This is a genomic window from Pseudomonas sp. GW821-FHT05D12 (assembly GCF_059419825.1).
Genome location: NZ_JBWKSN010000004.1, coordinates 107,338 through 123,105, shown reverse-complemented (window position 1 = coordinate 123,105; position 15,768 = coordinate 107,338). Strand labels below are relative to the sequence as shown.

At 61.2% G+C, this 15,768-nt stretch carries 14 protein-coding genes; 11 read left to right on the top strand and 3 right to left on the bottom strand.

Annotated elements, in window-relative coordinates; translation table 11 throughout:
- Positions 1-185: 185 nt before the first annotated feature.
- From AC07SI_RS08620 to AC07SI_RS08595, 6 genes are all read left to right on the top strand, one after another.
- Positions 186-1,832, top strand: coding sequence for a GMC family oxidoreductase (locus tag AC07SI_RS08620; RefSeq protein WP_120448094.1), 1,647 nt, complete (start codon positions 186-188; stop codon positions 1,830-1,832).
- 151 nt (positions 1,833-1,983) lie between these two features.
- Entirely contained in the window at positions 1,984-3,606 is a 1,623-nt protein-coding gene (locus AC07SI_RS08615; protein ID WP_106804489.1) for an MFS transporter, read from the top strand.
- A 133-nt stretch (positions 3,607-3,739) separates the two neighbouring features.
- Positions 3,740-5,689: a DNA topoisomerase III gene (locus AC07SI_RS08610; RefSeq protein WP_495005545.1), complete on the top strand. Its 1,950-nt coding sequence runs from the start codon at positions 3,740-3,742 to the stop codon at positions 5,687-5,689.
- Positions 5,690-5,821: 132 nt separating this feature from the next.
- Positions 5,822-6,262, top strand: coding sequence for a CBS domain-containing protein (locus AC07SI_RS08605; RefSeq protein WP_065905552.1), 441 nt, complete (start codon positions 5,822-5,824; stop codon positions 6,260-6,262).
- Positions 6,263-6,270: 8 nt separating this feature from the next.
- Positions 6,271-7,116, top strand: coding sequence for an NAD-dependent protein deacetylase (locus AC07SI_RS08600; RefSeq protein WP_495005544.1), 846 nt, complete (start codon positions 6,271-6,273; stop codon positions 7,114-7,116).
- A gap of 516 nt (positions 7,117-7,632) precedes the next feature.
- Complete coding sequence (locus tag AC07SI_RS08595) at positions 7,633-7,962, top strand: hypothetical protein (RefSeq protein WP_065905550.1); 330 nt, start codon at positions 7,633-7,635, stop codon at positions 7,960-7,962.
- 143 nt (positions 7,963-8,105) lie between these two features.
- Here the strand turns inward: AC07SI_RS08595 and AC07SI_RS08590 are convergent, their stop codons facing one another.
- The gene (locus AC07SI_RS08590) at positions 8,106-9,005 is read right to left on the bottom strand and encodes a LysR family transcriptional regulator (protein WP_065905549.1); all 900 of its coding nucleotides are present in this window, start codon (positions 9,003-9,005) and stop codon (positions 8,106-8,108) included.
- 189 nt (positions 9,006-9,194) lie between these two features.
- Between AC07SI_RS08590 and AC07SI_RS08585 the strand changes: the two genes are divergently transcribed.
- From AC07SI_RS08585 to AC07SI_RS08575, 3 genes are read left to right on the top strand one after another with little or no spacing between them, the layout of a single operon-like run.
- Positions 9,195-9,893 carry a CoA transferase subunit A gene (locus AC07SI_RS08585; protein WP_010211319.1) on the top strand — a complete coding sequence of 233 codons (699 nt, stop codon included), beginning with the start codon at positions 9,195-9,197 and terminating at the stop codon, positions 9,891-9,893.
- Positions 9,894-9,928: 35 nt separating this feature from the next.
- A complete protein-coding gene (locus AC07SI_RS08580; RefSeq protein ID WP_003211625.1) occupies positions 9,929-10,588 on the top strand; it encodes a CoA transferase subunit B in 660 nt (219 codons plus the stop codon).
- Between the two features lie 11 nt (positions 10,589-10,599).
- Positions 10,600-11,781, top strand: a complete 1,182-nt coding sequence (locus AC07SI_RS08575; protein WP_065905547.1) for an acetyl-CoA C-acetyltransferase — start codon at positions 10,600-10,602, stop codon at positions 11,779-11,781.
- A 182-nt stretch (positions 11,782-11,963) separates the two neighbouring features.
- Here the strand turns inward: AC07SI_RS08575 and AC07SI_RS08570 are convergent, their stop codons facing one another.
- Positions 11,964-12,380 carry a PaaI family thioesterase gene (locus tag AC07SI_RS08570; RefSeq protein ID WP_065905546.1) on the bottom strand — a complete coding sequence of 139 codons (417 nt, stop codon included), beginning with the start codon at positions 12,378-12,380 and terminating at the stop codon, positions 11,964-11,966.
- Between the two features lie 156 nt (positions 12,381-12,536).
- On the opposite strand from AC07SI_RS08570, the gene AC07SI_RS08565 reads away from it, so the two are divergent.
- Complete coding sequence (locus AC07SI_RS08565; RefSeq protein ID WP_495005543.1) at positions 12,537-13,355, top strand: DUF4349 domain-containing protein; 819 nt, start codon at positions 12,537-12,539, stop codon at positions 13,353-13,355.
- Between the two features lie 420 nt (positions 13,356-13,775).
- On the opposite strand, the gene AC07SI_RS08560 is transcribed toward AC07SI_RS08565, so the two are convergent.
- Positions 13,776-14,861: a DUF1615 domain-containing protein gene (locus AC07SI_RS08560; protein WP_495005542.1), complete on the bottom strand. Its 1,086-nt coding sequence runs from the start codon at positions 14,859-14,861 to the stop codon at positions 13,776-13,778.
- 146 nt (positions 14,862-15,007) lie between these two features.
- Between AC07SI_RS08560 and AC07SI_RS08555 the strand changes: the two genes are divergently transcribed.
- Positions 15,008-15,622 carry a LysE family translocator gene (locus tag AC07SI_RS08555; protein WP_495005541.1) on the top strand — a complete coding sequence of 205 codons (615 nt, stop codon included), beginning with the start codon at positions 15,008-15,010 and terminating at the stop codon, positions 15,620-15,622.
- Positions 15,623-15,768: the final 146 nt, after the last annotated feature.

Genomic DNA, 15,768 nt, shown 5'->3' with positions numbered 1-15,768 from the left:
CCCTTGGGCATAACTCACTACACGACCGCGAAGACTGGCCCCGTGCCTGTGGCGAGCAAGCTTGCCCGCTCACTACAGCGGTCGCACTGTTTAAAAACGCACAGCAGCTGGGTAAAAACTAACATTTTTAAGACGAAAACTAACAACTAGGATGGAACCAATAAGAAAAACAAGCGAGACCTCAGATGTCCATTGCAACTGCTGAATACGACTACGTGGTAGTAGGCGCCGGCCCCGCAGGCTGCCTGCTGGCCAATCGACTCTCCGCCAATCCGGCCCACCGCGTGTTGCTGCTCGAAGCCGGTGGCCGCGACAACTATCCCTGGATCCATATTCCCGTCGGCTACCTGTTCTGCATCGGCAACCCGCGCACCGACTGGTGCTTCAAGACCGAGGCCCAGGAAGGCCTGCAAGGCCGTGCGTTGAGTTATCCACGCGGCAAGGTGCTCGGCGGTTGCTCGTCGATCAACGGCATGATCTACATGCGTGGCCAGGCCCAGGACTACGACGGTTGGGCAGCGGCGGGCAATGCAGGCTGGGGTTGGAAAGACGTGCTGCCGCTGTTCAAGCAGAGCGAAAACCATTTTGCCGGCAGCTCGGAGTTCCACAGCGATGGCGGCGAATGGCGAGTCGAGCAACAGCGCCTGCACTGGCCGATTCTGGATGCCTTTCGGGATGCCGCGGCGCAAAGCGGCATCGCCTCCATCAGCGACTTCAACCAGGGCGACAACGAAGGCTGCGGCTACTTCCAGGTCAACCAGAAGGCCGGCGTCCGCTGGAATGCGGCCAAGGCGTTTCTCAAGCCCATCCGTCAACGCCCCAATCTCACCGTGCTGACCGACGTTGAAGTCGACCGCGTACTCCTGGAAAACGGCCGCGCCTCCCAAGTCGTCGGGCGTCAACACGGCCAGCAGTCGAGCTGGAGGGCGCGCAAGGAAATCGTGCTGTGCGCCGGCTCCGTGGGCTCGCCGGGCATCCTGCAACGCTCGGGTATCGGTCCCTCCAACGTCCTCAAGCCGCTGGGCATAGAGGTGCTGCACGAGCTGCCGGGCGTCGGTGGCAACCTGCAGGACCACCTGCAACTGCGGCTGATCTACAAGCTGGAAAAAGCCCGCACCCTCAATCAGATCGCCGGCAGCGTGTGGGGCAAGATGGGCATGGGCCTGCGCTACCTGTACGACCGCAGCGGCCCGCTGTCGATGGCCCCCAGCCAGTTGGGTGCGTTTGCCCGCTCGGGCCCGGAACAGACTTCGGCCAACCTTGAATACCATGTGCAGCCGCTGTCGCTGGAGCGTTTTGGCGAACCGCTGCACGCGTTCCCCGCCTTTACTGCGTCGGTCTGCGACCTGCGCCCGCAGAGCCGTGGCCGCATTGATATCCGCTCGGCCAACCCGGCGGATGCGCCGCTGATCCGGCCCAACTACCTCAGCCATCCGGAAGATCTGCGCGTGGCCGCAGATGCCATTCGCCTGACCCGGCGCATCGTCGCCGCGCCGGCCTTGAGCCAATTCAAGCCGGTTGAATACCTGCCCGGTGATTCGCTGCAGACCGAAGAAGAGCTGCACGAAGCCGCAGCGCGAATCGGGACTACAATCTTCCATCCAGTGGGCACCTGCCGCATGGGCACTGACCAGGACGCCGTGGTCGACGCACAACTGCGCGTGCATGGCGTGCCGGGCCTGCGCATTGCCGACGCCTCGATCATGCCGCGCATTACCTCCGGCAATACCTGTTCACCGACGCTGATGATCGCGGAGAAAGCCGCGCAGCTAATCCTTTCGCCGAACACAAGGAACCTTGCCCCCGAGAGAGAAATGACCGCACCCGCATGACCAGCAGGCGTCCGGCGTGGCGATAGCGCATCCAGGACTTGCACCTGGCTTTACGCCATCGCCCGGCCGGACACCGGCAGGAAGGACAACCGGCGCCAAGGTTGGCGCCGACAGTGGAACAACAATAAATAATCACTGTGAGGGCTACCCGATGTCAGAACATGCTCAACCCCTGGGCTCGGCGATTACCGCGAGTGCCGGCAACGATTCAAGAAAGGTCATCTTCGCCTCGTCCCTCGGGACGGTGTTCGAGTGGTATGACTTTTTCCTCTATGGCGCCCTGGCGGCGGTGATCAGCAAGCAGTTCTTTGCCGGGGTCAACGACACCACCGCGTTTATCTTTGCCTTGATGGCCTTTGCCGCCGGCTTCGTGGTGCGCCCGTTCGGCGCGCTGGTGTTCGGCCGCCTGGGCGACATGATCGGACGCAAATACACCTTTCTCGTCACCATCATCCTGATGGGCGTGGCGACCTTCTGCGTCGGCCTGTTGCCGACGTATGCGAGCATCGGCATCGCGGCGCCGGTCATCCTGATCGTGTTGCGCATGCTGCAAGGCCTGGCCCTGGGCGGCGAGTACGGCGGCGCAGCCACCTATGTGGCCGAGCACGCGCCCGCCGGCAAACGCGGCCTGCACACCAGCTGGATCCAGTCCACCGCCACCCTTGGCCTGCTGCTGTCGCTGCTGGTGGTGCTGGCGTGCCGCTACTTCACCGGCGATCAGTTTGAAGTCTGGGGCTGGCGGATTCCGTTCCTGTTCTCCATCGTGCTGCTGGGCATTTCCACCTGGATCCGCATGAGCCTGCACGAGTCGCCGGCATTCCTGAAGATGAAAGAGGAAGGCAAGGCCAGCAAGTCGCCGATCCGCGAGTCCTTCGGCAAGTGGGAAAACCTCAAGGTGGTGCTGATTGCGCTGTTCAGCATCAACGGCGGCCAAGCCGTGACCTTCTACGCCGCGCAGTTCTACGTGCTGTTCTTCCTCACGCAGTTCCTGAAAATGGACCCGGCCCTGGCCAACATGCTGCTGATCATCAGCGTGGTGATTGGCGCGCCGTTCTTTATCCTGTTTGGCTGGCTGTCGGACAAGGTCGGGCGCAAGCCGGTGCTGATGCTCGGCCTGCTGCTGGCCACCGCGCTGTATTTCCCGATCTTCAAAGGCCTGGCGCACTACACCAACCCGGCGATGGACCAGGCCAGCCATCAGGCACCGATCACCGTCTTGGCCGACCCGGCCACCTGCACCTTCCAGTTCGACCCGGTGGGCAAGGCGCGTTTTGACAGCCCGTGCGACAAGGTCAAGACCTTCCTGGTCAAGCAGGGCCTGCCCTACAGCAGCGCCGCCGCCCCGGCGGGCAGCCCGGTGCAGGTGAGCGTGGGTGAAGTGCGCATCGACGGTTACGACGAAGCGGCCCTGCGTGGCGCCGTGACCCTGGCCGGTTACCCGACTTCGGCGGATGTAGCCCAGGTCAACAAGGTGATGGTGGTGGTGCTGATCGTGGCGCTGATCCTGATTGCCGCCATGTGCTACGGCCCGCTGGCGGCGCTGATGGTGGAGCTGTTCCCGACGCGTATCCGCTACACCTCGATGTCGCTGCCCTACCACATCGGTAACGGCTGGTTTGGCGGGTTCCTGCCAACCGTGTCGTTTGCGCTGGTGGTGTACACCGGCGATATTTTCTACGGGCTGTGGTACCCGGTGGTAGTGACCGGCGTGAGCTTGATTGTCGGGTTGTTCTGCCTCAAGGAAACCCGGCATGTGGACATCAATAACAACTGACTGACCCGTGCCCCCGTCCTTGACGGGCGGGGGCGCACACAAATTGCTGTATATCCATCCAGATAACAGTTGATCAAATCCCTTCTTTTGCCCATCCTGCTCCCCATTCAACTGTGTAACGAATGGGCTGAGCATGCGGCTTTACCTCTGTGAAAAACCCTCCCAGGCCAAGGACATCGCGGCCGTGCTCGGCGCCAGCCGGCGCGGCGACGGGTGCTGGCTGGGCAACGGGGTCACAGTCACCTGGTGCATCGGCCACCTGCTGGAAACCGCCCCGCCCGACGCCTACGACGCCAAATACAAACGCTGGGTGCTGGCTGACCTGCCGATCGTCCCGGAAAAATGGAAGATGCAGGTCAAGCCCAAGACCGCCAGCCAGTTCAAGGCGGTCAAGCGCCTGCTGGGGGAAGCCCAGGAACTGGTGATCGCTACCGACGCCGACCGCGAGGGCGAAATGATCGCCCGCGAACTGGTGGAGCATTGCCGCTATCGCGGGCCGATCCAGCGGTTGTGGCTGTCGGCGCTCGACGATGCCTCGATTCGCAAGGCGTTGGCGGCGCTCAAGCCCGGGGCCGAAACCTTCAGCCTGTACCACTCGGCCCTGGGCCGTTCGCGCGCCGACTGGTTGATCGGCATGAACATGAGTCGCCTGTTTACCCTGCTGGGGCGCCAGTCCGGCTATCAAGGTGTGTTGCCGGTAGGCCGTGTGCAAACGCCGACCTTGCGCCTGGTGGTCGACCGCGACCGCAGCATCGCCGACTTCGTACCGGTGGCGTACTGGGCCATCGATGTCGACCTGCGCCATGAGCGCATGACCTTCACCGCCCAATGGCGCGCGGCCGAAGATGCCTGTGACGACCAGGGCCGTTGCCTCAACCCGCAATTGGCTCGCGAGGCCGCCGACGCCATGACCGACGCCGCCAGTGCGCGGCTGGTGAAGCTGCGCACCGAGCGCATGCGCGAGGTCGCGCCCCTGCCCTTCGACCTCGGTACCCTGCAGGAAATCTGCTCGAAGAAGCTCGGCCTCGGCGCCCAGGAAACCCTGGATATCGCGCAATCGCTCTACGAAACCCACAAGGCCATCACCTACCCGCGCAGCGACTGCGGCTATCTGCCACTCAGCCAGCACAGCGAGGCACCGAAGATTCTCGCCGCGCTGGGTCGTGCCGATGCGGCGGTGAATGCGTTGATGCCGCATATCGACCCGCAGCGCCGATCGCGGGCGTGGAACGATGCCAAGGTCAGTGCGCACCACGGCATCATTCCCACTGGTGCGGGCAAGGATGCCGGCCAACTGACCGGCAAGCACCGTGCGGTCTACACCCTGATACGCGCACGCTACCTGGCGCAGTTCCTGCCCAACCATGAGTACGATCGCACCCAGGCCGATTTTGACTGTGCCGGCCAGGCTCTACGCGCGGTGGGCAAAGTGGTGATCGAGCCGGGCTGGAAACGCGCCCTGCCCGAAGCCCTGGCCCCGGCAAAAGGCCGCGAGGCACCGGCACCGCAGGCGTTGCCGACGCTGGTGCAGGGGCAGGACTACGCGGTGGCCAAGGTCAACCTCAAGGACCTGTGGACCCAGCCGCCCAAGCCCTTTACCGAAGGCGACCTGATCAAGGCGATGAAAAACGTCGCCAAGCTGGTGGAAGACCCGCTGCTCAAGCAAAAGCTCAAGGACACCACCGGTATCGGCACCGAGGCCACCCGCGCCGGGATCATTCAGGGGTTGCTGGACCGGGGTTATCTGCTGAAAAACGGCAAGGCGCTATCTGCCACCCCGGCTGCGTTCAGCCTGATCGATGCGGTGCCACGGGCGATTGCCGACCCTGGTACCACCGCGATCTGGGAACAGGCGCTGGACATGGTGCAAAGCGGTGAAATGAGCCTGGAGGAATTCGTTGCCAAACAAGCGGCCTGGATGAGCAAGCAAGTGGCACGCTGCAACGGCATGCGCATGACCATAACCGGGCCAGCAAGCCCGGCAGGCCGGGGTGCTACACCGTGGAAAAAGAAGCGAAAAAGCGCGCCTCGCAAGACTACGGCCGCCCCCAAGCGCAGCAAAAAGTCGACTAATACCGGGTAAACACCGAAAAAATCCGGCGAATGACGTTTTTCGACGGGTTTAACGCCGCTTTGGACCTTGCTCCGGCGTAGGCGGTCTAGGATTCTGTAGGGGACCCGCTGACTTCCTAACAACAACACCGGAGTGGCCGCCATGAAAACCGTCGCACAAGTGCTCAAAGCCAAGGATCAGAAAAACCAGGACGTGCACACTATCCAATGGGACCACACCGTGTTTGAAGCGCTGGTGCGGATGTCGGAGAAAAACGTCGGCGCCTTGCCGGTCGTCAAGGAAGGCGCGGTGGTCGGGATCATCAGCGAACGCGATTACGCACGCAAACTCATCCTCAAGGGCCTGTCGTCGGTCACCACACGGGTCGATGAAGTCATGAGTTCCCCGGTGATAACGGTCGACACCCACAAAAGTGTCGAGGAATGCATGAACATCATGACCGACAGTCACCTGCGCCACCTGCCCGTGGTCGAAGGCGGCAAACTGCTGGGCCTGCTGTCCATCGGCGACCTGGTCAAGGAAGCCATCGCCGAACAGGCCGACCTGATCAAACAGCTGGAGCAGTACATTCGCGGCGAATAGGGGAACCCATGCTCGACACGCTGGAACATCAAGAAGACCACCTCGACACCTTGTACCGGGCCATGGCCGAACGGCGTTTCCTGGTACTGACCGGGGCGGGGATCAGCACCTCATCGGGGATCCCCGACTACCGCGACAGTGAAGGTGTACGTCGGGGCAAGGCCCCAATGATGTATCAGGAATTCCTCGCCACCCCACAGGCACGACGCCGTTATTGGGCGCGGGCGATGCTGGGCTGGCCGAGGGTGCGCATTGCGGAGCCGAACAAGGCTCACCTGGCACTGGCGACCCTGCAGCAACGCCAGCGCATCAGCGGGCTGATCACGCAAAACGTCGACACCCTGCATGACCAGGCCGGCAGCCATGACGTGATCGAGCTGCACGGCAGCCTGCACCGGGTGCTGTGCCTGGATTGCCAACTGCGCAGCACGCGCGATGTGATCCAGCGGCAGATGGAAATCGATAACCCCTACCTTGCGCAGGTGCATGCGGTACAAGCGCCAGACGGCGACACCCTCCTCGACCCGACGTTTGAAGAACACTTCCAGGTGCCTCACTGCCCTCACTGCAACGGTGAACGGCTGAAGCCGGACGTGGTGTTCTTTGGCGAAAACGTCGCCCCGGCAACTGCAGCCAGGGCGATGGCGGCGGTCGAGCAAGCAGAAGGCTTGCTGGTAGTGGGCTCGTCACTGATGGCCTATTCGGCATTTCGCCTCTGCAAGGCGATGGTTGAACACGGCAAGCCCGTGATTGCCATCAACCTGGGCAAGACCCGTGGGGATGAGCTGTTGCAGGTGAAGATCGAGGCGTCGTGCGAGCAGTTGTTGCCTCTGTTGGCTGATCGTTTGAGATAACCCCTATGCCCGCTCCTACACGGCTGCGCACCCATTTCATTCCCTCGGATCGACGACCCACCCCTCCAAAAAATGACGCCCAAGTCACGTTTTTCGGGATTCTCCCGTCCTCACAGGGATTTATGTAGTGCTTTAAAAAAATCACTACATAACCGTTGACGTAACGTTTTTGTCCTTGCATGATCTAGACGTCTCCCGGATCGGGAGCGTTGGTAACACGTGTTTTGAACAAGCTCGTCTGACCGCCGAGCTGTTTTTTCCGGATGTGCACTGCCCACAAGGCAGATTGATGAAGCTGACCGGCCCGGAAGGATCGGTACAAGGAGCTCAAACGCTGCTTGTCTTCGTTATGAAACCATTGCGTAGCAGTTCATCAGCAAGACTACATGCATCAGGTTCAAGACCCTGCCCGTATTCGGCAGACCGTCACTGACGCCCGGTTTTTGAAGCCGGAGACAACTAAGCAGTTTTAACGGAATCAACTGATAGATCGCCAACTGGTCAAGGGGCTTACACATGAATCTGAACAACCAACCAACTATCGATGAATTGGCTGAGATGTTCGCAGCGCAGAAAGACACACTCGACGACCATATCCTGTGGATTGGCAAATCGGGCGAAGTGCAAATTGACTGCCTGGCGCCCCACACCGAAGAAGCCGAGTTCGACCGCAATAACCGTGAACTGGCGGCGCGCCTGAAGATGTACCGCCGCGGCCAGGGTTATGTCGGCAAGAAAGCCGCGGCCGATCGCAACTTTATCGAGCAAGTGTTCCATACACTTAATACCGAATGGCAGAACCTCAAAGGCCAATCGCAGGTTAAAGTGATTGATAAATACTGCTGATAAAACTAATTAACACATTAAGTCCGCCCGGTTCGCCGAGCGGACTTTTTTATTGCCATCGTTATCTTGTTAACTGTGGGAACCGGCGTGCCGGCGTTGCTTTGTTGATTACATCGCCGCTGGCAAGCCGGTTGCTACAGGGGTTATAGCGGAAATCGCCCTTTCGCTGCTTCATCGCAGAAAATATCAAACAGCACCTGCGCCGCCGCCGACAGTTCATGCCCCGGTTTGGTCAGCACCCCAATCGGCCGCTCGATCACCGGGCCGTGCAAGGTGATGCAATGGGCGCCCGCCTCCTCCATCTGCCCCGCGCATAACGCAGGCACGGCGCTGACCCCCAGGCCATTGGCAACCATCTTGCCTACGGTCGCCAATTGATGGCTTTCCAACGCCACTGGCAGTTTCATCTGCAGGGCGCCCAAGTGTTCTTCCAGCATCACGCGCACTGTGGACGGGCGCTGCAAGGTAATGAACGGGTGTTGCAAAAGGGTTTTCCAGTCGACATCAGCCACATGCGCCAAGGGCGAATCGGCGGGCACCACGGCGATGAAGCGATCCAGGTACAACGGCGTGAACGCCAGCGATGTTTCTTCGGCAGGCTCGAACGCCACCCCCAACTCCACCTGCCGATCTCGCACCATCTCCAGGACCTGCTCGTTGATCAGGTCATGCACCGTCACATTCACCTGCGGGTAACGCGCGCGGAATATCTTCAGGATCGGCGGCAACAGGTTGCCGGCGAACGACGGCATCGCCGCCACCGTCACGCGCCCGCGCTGCAGGGTGAAGCGTTGGCGCAATTCATCTTCGGTATTGTCCCAATCGGCAATCAATCGGCGGGCCAAGGGCAGCAGGGATTCACCTTCCGGGGTCAGCGCGACGTTACGGGTATTGCGGCTGAACAATCGCCCGCCCAGCCCTTCTTCCAACCCCTTGATGGTCAGGCTCAGCGCCGACTGGGAGAGGTGCAACCGCTCGCAGGCGGCGGCAAAACTCAGGGTCTGGGCCACGGCGAGAAACGCACGCATTTGTTTGACGGTCATAGGAACGTTCCAAGTGACGAGATGAAAGCTGCAAGTGAAAGCGGCCGCTGACTATGCTTGAAGCTTACGGACTGAAGCTTATTGTGCTGTTTTCTAAATCAATCAACCTAAAAAAACAACTTAACAAATCAATCCGTCGGCGCAACACTCGGTTCATTGGCTGGCCCACAAACAATAATAGAGGTGCATATGGCAGGTTTCGATAAACGCGTGGCGTCCTACGAGGAAGCACTGGCAGGCCTGGAAGACGGCATGACCGTGCTCTCCGGTGGTTTTGGCCTGTGCGGCATTCCGGAAAACCTCATCGCCGAGATCAAGCGCAAAGGCACCCGCGACCTCACCGTGGTTTCCAACAACTGCGGCGTCGATGGTTTTGGCCTGGGCGTACTGCTGGAAGAAAAGCAGATCAGCAAGGTCATCGCCTCCTACGTCGGTGAAAACGCGCTGTTCGAGAAGCAATTGCTCAGCGGCGAAATCGAAGTGGTGCTGACCCCCCAAGGCACCCTCGCCGAAAAAATGCGCGCAGGCGGCGCCGGCATCCCGGCCTTCTTCACCGCCACCGGTGTCGGCACGCCGGTTGCCGAAGGCAAGGAAACCCGCGAATTCAACGGCCGTCCGTATCTGATGGAAGAATCCATCACCGGCGACTTCGCCATCGTCAAAGGCTGGAAAGCCGACCACTTCGGCAACGTCATCTATCGCCACACCGCCCAGAACTTCAACCCGCTGGCCGCCACCGCCGGCAAGATCACCGTGGTCGAAGTGGAAGAAATCGTCGAACCGGGCGAGCTGGACCCGGCGCAGATCCACACTCCTGGCATCTACGTCGACCGGATCATCTGCGGCACCTTCGAGAAGCGCATCGAACAGCGCACCGTCCGCAAATAATCTGCCCCCAGCCCGAACAATAAGGACTCATAAAAATGGCACTTACCCGCGAACAAATGGCTCAACGTGTCGCCCGCGAAATGCAGGACGGTTTCTACGTCAACCTGGGCATCGGCATTCCGACCCTGGTGGCCAACTATATTCCCGAAGGCATGGAAGTGATGCTGCAATCGGAAAACGGCCTGCTGGGCATGGGACCGTTTCCTACTGAAGAAACAATCGATGCCGACATGATCAACGCCGGCAAACAAACTGTGACCGCGCGTATCGGCGCGTCGATCTTCTCCTCCGCCGAATCGTTCGCCATGATCCGCGGCGGCCACGTCGACCTCACCGTGCTTGGCGCGTTTGAAGTCGACGTACAAGGCAACATCGCCTCGTGGATGATCCCCGGCAAGCTGGTCAAGGGCATGGGCGGCGCCATGGACCTGGTGGCCGGCGCGGAAAACATCATCGTGATCATGACCCACGCGTCCAAGGACGGTGAGTCCAAGTTGCTCAGCCAGTGCAGCCTGCCGCTGACCGGCGCCAACTGCATCAAGCGTGTGCTGACCGACCTTGCGTACCTGGAAATCGAAAATGGCGCTTTTGTCCTCAAGGAACGCGCACCTGGCGTCAGCGTTGAAGAGATTGTGAGCAAGACCGCCGGTAAACTGATCGTCCCGGACCACGTTCCAGAAATGCACTTCCAGTGAGGACAGATTCCATGCAAGACGTCGTGATTGTTGCTGCCACCCGCACCGCCGTGGGCAGCTTTCAAGGTTCGCTTGCGAACATCCCGGCTCCGGAACTGGGCGCCGCCGTGATCCGTCGCCTGCTGGAGCAGACCGGCCTGGATCCTGCAGAAGTGGATGAAGTGATTCTCGGCCAGGTGCTCACCGCAGGCAGCGGCCAGAACCCGGCGCGCCAGGCCTCGATCCTCGCCGGCCTGCCACACGCCGTCCCCAGCCTGACCTTGAACAAGGTCTGCGGGTCGGGCCTCAAGGCCCTGCACTTGGGCGCCCAGGCTATCCGCTGTGGCGATGCCGAGGTGATCATCGCCGGCGGCATGGAAAACATGAGCCTGGCCCCGTACGTATTGCCTGCCGCGCGCACCGGTTTGCGCATGGGCCACGCCAAGATGATCGACAGCATGATCACCGACGGCCTGTGGGACGCGTTCAACGACTACCATATGGGCATCACCGCCGAGAACCTGGTGGACAAGTACGGCATCAGCCGTGAAGCCCAGGATGCCTTTGCCGCCGCGTCCCAGCAAAAAGCTGCGGCAGCCATTGAGGCCGGGCGTTTTGTCGATGAGATCACGCCGATCCTGATTCCCCAGCGCAAAGGCGACCCGATTGCCTTCGCCGTGGACGAGCAGCCGCGCGCCGGCACCACCGCCGAGTCCCTGGCCAAACTCAAGCCGGCGTTCAAGAAAGACGGCAGCGTCACTGCCGGCAACGCCTCCAGCCTCAACGACGGCGCCGCTGCGGTGCTGCTGATGAGTGCCGACAAAGCCAAGGCCCTCGGCCTGCCCGTGCTGGCGCGCATTGCCAGCTACGCGAATGCCGGCGTCGATCCGGCGATCATGGGCATCGGCCCGGTATCGGCCACGCGCCGCTGCCTGGACAAAGCCGGCTGGAGCCTGGGCGACCTGGACCTGATCGAAGCCAACGAAGCCTTCGCCGCGCAATCGCTGGCAGTGGGCAAAGAGCTGGAGTGGGACGCGGACAAGGTCAACGTCAACGGCGGCGCCATTGCCATCGGCCACCCGATCGGCGCCTCAGGCTGCCGCGTGCTGGTGACCCTGCTGCATGAAATGATCAAGCGCGATGCCAAGAAAGGCCTGGCGACGCTGTGCATCGGTGGTGGCCAAGGCGTAGCCCTCGCCCTCGAACGCAGCTGATTCAAACAGCAACGGGGGAAACCGCCCGCGGTGGCGAGGGAGCTTGCTCCTGTTGAGCTGCACGACAGCCCCCGTTGATAAGAGCAACACGGAAACGGCCGGGCTCCACGAAAAGCCCGGCCTTTTCTTTAATGCAAAACGGTAGGGCTGACGTACCCGTGCGCGCCCAACATCCCCGGTTGTCAGTCCGTACGGGGCACCGCAAACACCGCGTTCGCCCGTGCCACCACCTTCTCCCCAACCTGCAGACTCACCGTGGCAAACGCCATCTGCCGTCCACGCTTGTGATGTTCCAAGCGCACCACAATCCACTCCCCTACCTGCACCGCTCCCAGATAGTCCAGGGTCATGCTCGCGGTAATCAGCGGCAGCGGCGGCTCACTGGAGAATGCCATCGCGTAGCCCATGCCGATATCCGCCAGGGTCGCCAACACCCCGCCGTGCACGGTGCCACGTCCATTGGCGTGACGATTGTCGGCCCGCAGGCCGATTTCCAGCTGCAGGCCTTCACCTCGGCAGTATGCCGGGCCGAGCAAATCCAGCAGCGGGCTGCTGCGAGGCAACGAGACAAAACCTTCGGGGACGGCGTGGCTGATCATGGCGGATTCTTCCTTGGAACAAGACCTTAGGTGTACGCCAGCGCCCGCGCAGCAGCCATCACCATCAGCTACGCAAATCCTGCGCGATGCTTTGCGTTAATCCGCCAGACCGGCTTTAATCGCGGTCAATTTCCCCGCACACCCCAAGGAATTGCAATGCGCCATCTGGACGGCAAACCTCACGCGCTTTTATGGCTCTTGCTGGCCGGCTTGGCCCTGGTCGGCTGCTCGCCCAAGGATCACTCCCGCGCCAACGTGATCAACGGCGAGCAAGGCCGGGCCGGCGCACAATTGGCCTATGAACATGAGTTGACCCTGGCACTGCCCGGCGCCCTGCTCGCACCGCGCATGCAGGCCACCCGCGAAGCCTGTGAGTCGGCTCGCTTTGGCGCCTGCAATATTCTGGGAATCACCGAAGACGGCTACGGCGGCGAAATCATCCTGCGCATCGCGCCGACCGGCGTGGAACCGATGGTTGCCCTGGCCGCGGAAGGCGGAAAGCTCGGCCAACGCATCACCACTGCCGAAGACCTGGCCGACGCTGTCGCCGATGTGCAACGCCGCCAGGACCGCCTCCAAGCCCAGCAGCAACGCCTCGACGAATTGGCCAAGCGCAAGGACATTACCGTCACTGACTTGATTGCCTTGAGCAAGGAGCAGGCCGGCATTGAAAACGAACTGCAGGCACTGGCCCAAGTCGCCGCGGGCCAGCAACGCCGCCTCGATACCAACCGCGTCACCTTGAACTTCCGCTCCTCCGACGGCGCGAACCAGGCGTCACGCTTCAGCCGGATGTTCAGCAACCTGGGCGACAACCTGGTCGACGGCACTGCCGATGCACTGGAACGCGCCAGTTATGTGCTGCCCTTCGTAGTCCTGGCGTTCCCCGTGCTGTGGTTGTGGGTATGGCTGTGGCGACGGTTGGTCGTGGCGAAAAGATCCAAGGTGGCAGATGGGCCTTCTGTGAAAAGCTGACCGCTTGTGGCAGAAGGACGTCGTGGCAGGCCTGGTTCTTTTGATAGTCAGGCTCTTGTTGCAGGTCAGGCTCTTGTGGCAAGTCAGGCTCTTGTTGCAAGTCAGCCTCTTGTGGCTGTTCAGGCTCTTGTTGCAAGTCAGCCTTTTGTTGCAGGTCAGCCTTTTGTTGCAGGTCAGCCTCTTGTGGTTGGTCAGTCTCTTGTGTCTGGTCAGGCTCTTGTGGCGAGCGGGCTTGCCCCGCGTTGGGCTGCGCAGCAGCCCCATCAAGCAAAATGCGGTTTTTCAGTTATCACGCGGTGCCTGTTTTGGGGCTGCTGCGCAGCCCAACGCGGGGCAAGCCCGCTCACCACAGGGCCGCTCGCCACAGTGCCTATTACTGCAGGGCCGATCACAACAGGTCCACTTGCCACAGGGTCGCTATCAGCGCTTCATGCAGCGCTGATAGCGCTCATCGACCCGGTTGGCAAACCACGCCGTCGTCAGGTTGCGGGTGATCTTCGGGCTCTTGAGCACAATGCCCGGCAGGATCGCCCGGGGCAGCGGTTTGCCGGCCGCCTGATCAGCCAGGGCAAACACGCGCTTGTAAAGGGTGGTGTCTTCAAAATCCAACTGCTCGCCTTGCTCAAGTTGGCTGCGGATGCTGGGGTTGCGCATATCCAGCTTCGCGCCGAGAGAGCGCACCGCCAGCTCGGTGCTGCCGGGTAGCAACGAGCCGTAACGAATCAAATCCCCATCCAAGGTCAATTCGGTGCCGGTGACACGGCTGACCGCCGCTTGAAACGCGGCTTTGCGACTGGCGTACCAGCCGGCATTGAAGTCGGCAAAACGGTACAGCGGCTGATCGTAATTCACCGGATAACCGAGCAAATGGGCGATGCCGAAGTACATGCCGCCGCGCCGGGTGAACACTTCGCGACGAATCGTGCCATCCACCGTGTAGGGATAACCTCGCGCCTGTTTCTGCGCAAAATCGATGCTCACCTGCATGGGGCCTGCGGTGTGCACTGGATTGAAACCACCAAACAGCGTGTTGCCCAGGGGCACCACGCTGATGAAATCATCGAAGATGCCGCTGAGGTCTTTCTCGGTGCGCGCGCCACTCAGGCGTTCTGCGTAGGTCTTGCCGGTGGGCGAAGTCAGTTGCAAGGCGCTGCGCACCACAAAGGCCGGCACATGCACCTTGCCGGCACGGCGCAGGATTTCATCCTGGGCGATCTTGCCCATGTTCGGCACCGGCGGGTCGACCTGATAAGTGGACTCCTGCTCGGTCACCGCCAGCACGGCGCAAATATTTTCCGTGCTGGGGTAGATCTTCTGGGTATCAAAAGCCGTGTAGATATCTTGGGCCCAGCCGTTGCGGTCCTTCACGGTTGCCGGCAGCAGACGCACGATCTGCGCCTTCACCTCGGTCTCGCTGCGCTGCGGCTGCTGCGGGGAGCGCGTTGTAGAGCAACCGGCCAGCACCAGGAGCGTGGTGAGGCACAGGATCAGTCGGGATGCGGACATGGGACTTCCTTGAACGACAATGGGCCAGCTAGCGCTGATATCGACAGGTAAGTCTATCCGGCGTTCGCCGCCCTGCTGCACTCGCCAGCAAAAGACAAACGTGACAGGATCTGTCATCGACCATTCGTACAAGGAGTTTGAATGCCATGCTGAGCTTGAATTTCCTCGTCACCTGCCTGATCGTCGTGCTGATTCCCGGCACCGGCGTGATCTTTACCGTCTCCACCGGCCTCACCGCCGGCAAACGCGCCAGCATCTTCGCTGCGCTGGGCTGCACGGCGGGAATCCTCCCGCACTTGCTGGCTTCCATACTCGGGCTTTCCGCGCTGCTGCACACCAGCGCACTGGCGTTCGAAGTACTCAAATACGCCGGCGTGGCCTACCTGCTGTATCTGGCCTACGCCACCTGGCGTGACCGCTCGGCCTTCGCCATGAATGACACGCCCATCGTTGCCACCCTGCGCAGCCTGATCATTCGCGGTTTCCTGCTGAACATTCTCAACCCCAAACTGACGATTTTCTTCCTGGCCTTCCTGCCACAGTTCGTCACCCCCGGCAGCACCGCTCCGGCCTTGCAAATGCTGGTGCTGAGCAGCGTATTCATGGCGATGACGTTTGCGGTGTTTGTGCTCTACGGCCTGCTGGCCAATGGATTTCGCCGCGCAGTCATCGAATCGCCACGCGTACAGAATTGGCTGCGCCGCAGTTTTGCAGCAGCCTTTGCAGGGTTGGGGTTGAATTTGGCGTTCGCGCAACGCTGAACACTGCCTGGATCGTGGGGGCGCCCAGCCAGCCACTGGGCGCTTGGGCGCAAGCAGACAATGTTTGGCGAAACGCCCCACCTCAATGCCGGATAAGCACTACAGATATCACTTAAAAACCGCTGCAAAGTCCCTCGCCTGATCAC

Bases quoted from the DNA above. Each gene is read 5' to 3' on its own strand.
- AC07SI_RS08620 (WP_120448094.1), top strand. From the start codon at position 186: ATGTCCATTGCAACTGCTGAATACGACTACGTGGTAGTAGGCGCCGGC.
- AC07SI_RS08615 (WP_106804489.1), top strand. From the start codon at position 1,984: ATGTCAGAACATGCTCAACCCCTGGGCTCGGCGATTACCGCGAGTGCC.
- AC07SI_RS08610 (WP_495005545.1), top strand. From the start codon at position 3,740: ATGCGGCTTTACCTCTGTGAAAAACCCTCCCAGGCCAAGGACATCGCG.
- AC07SI_RS08605 (WP_065905552.1), top strand. From the start codon at position 5,822: ATGAAAACCGTCGCACAAGTGCTCAAAGCCAAGGATCAGAAAAACCAG.
- AC07SI_RS08600 (WP_495005544.1), top strand. From the start codon at position 6,271: ATGCTCGACACGCTGGAACATCAAGAAGACCACCTCGACACCTTGTAC.
- AC07SI_RS08595 (WP_065905550.1), top strand. From the start codon at position 7,633: ATGAATCTGAACAACCAACCAACTATCGATGAATTGGCTGAGATGTTC.
- AC07SI_RS08590 (WP_065905549.1), bottom strand. From the start codon at position 9,005: ATGACCGTCAAACAAATGCGTGCGTTTCTCGCCGTGGCCCAGACCCTG.
- AC07SI_RS08585 (WP_010211319.1), top strand. From the start codon at position 9,195: ATGGCAGGTTTCGATAAACGCGTGGCGTCCTACGAGGAAGCACTGGCA.
- AC07SI_RS08580 (WP_003211625.1), top strand. From the start codon at position 9,929: ATGGCACTTACCCGCGAACAAATGGCTCAACGTGTCGCCCGCGAAATG.
- AC07SI_RS08575 (WP_065905547.1), top strand. From the start codon at position 10,600: ATGCAAGACGTCGTGATTGTTGCTGCCACCCGCACCGCCGTGGGCAGC.
- AC07SI_RS08570 (WP_065905546.1), bottom strand. From the start codon at position 12,380: ATGATCAGCCACGCCGTCCCCGAAGGTTTTGTCTCGTTGCCTCGCAGC.
- AC07SI_RS08565 (WP_495005543.1), top strand. From the start codon at position 12,537: ATGCGCCATCTGGACGGCAAACCTCACGCGCTTTTATGGCTCTTGCTG.
- AC07SI_RS08560 (WP_495005542.1), bottom strand. From the start codon at position 14,861: ATGTCCGCATCCCGACTGATCCTGTGCCTCACCACGCTCCTGGTGCTG.
- AC07SI_RS08555 (WP_495005541.1), top strand. From the start codon at position 15,008: ATGCTGAGCTTGAATTTCCTCGTCACCTGCCTGATCGTCGTGCTGATT.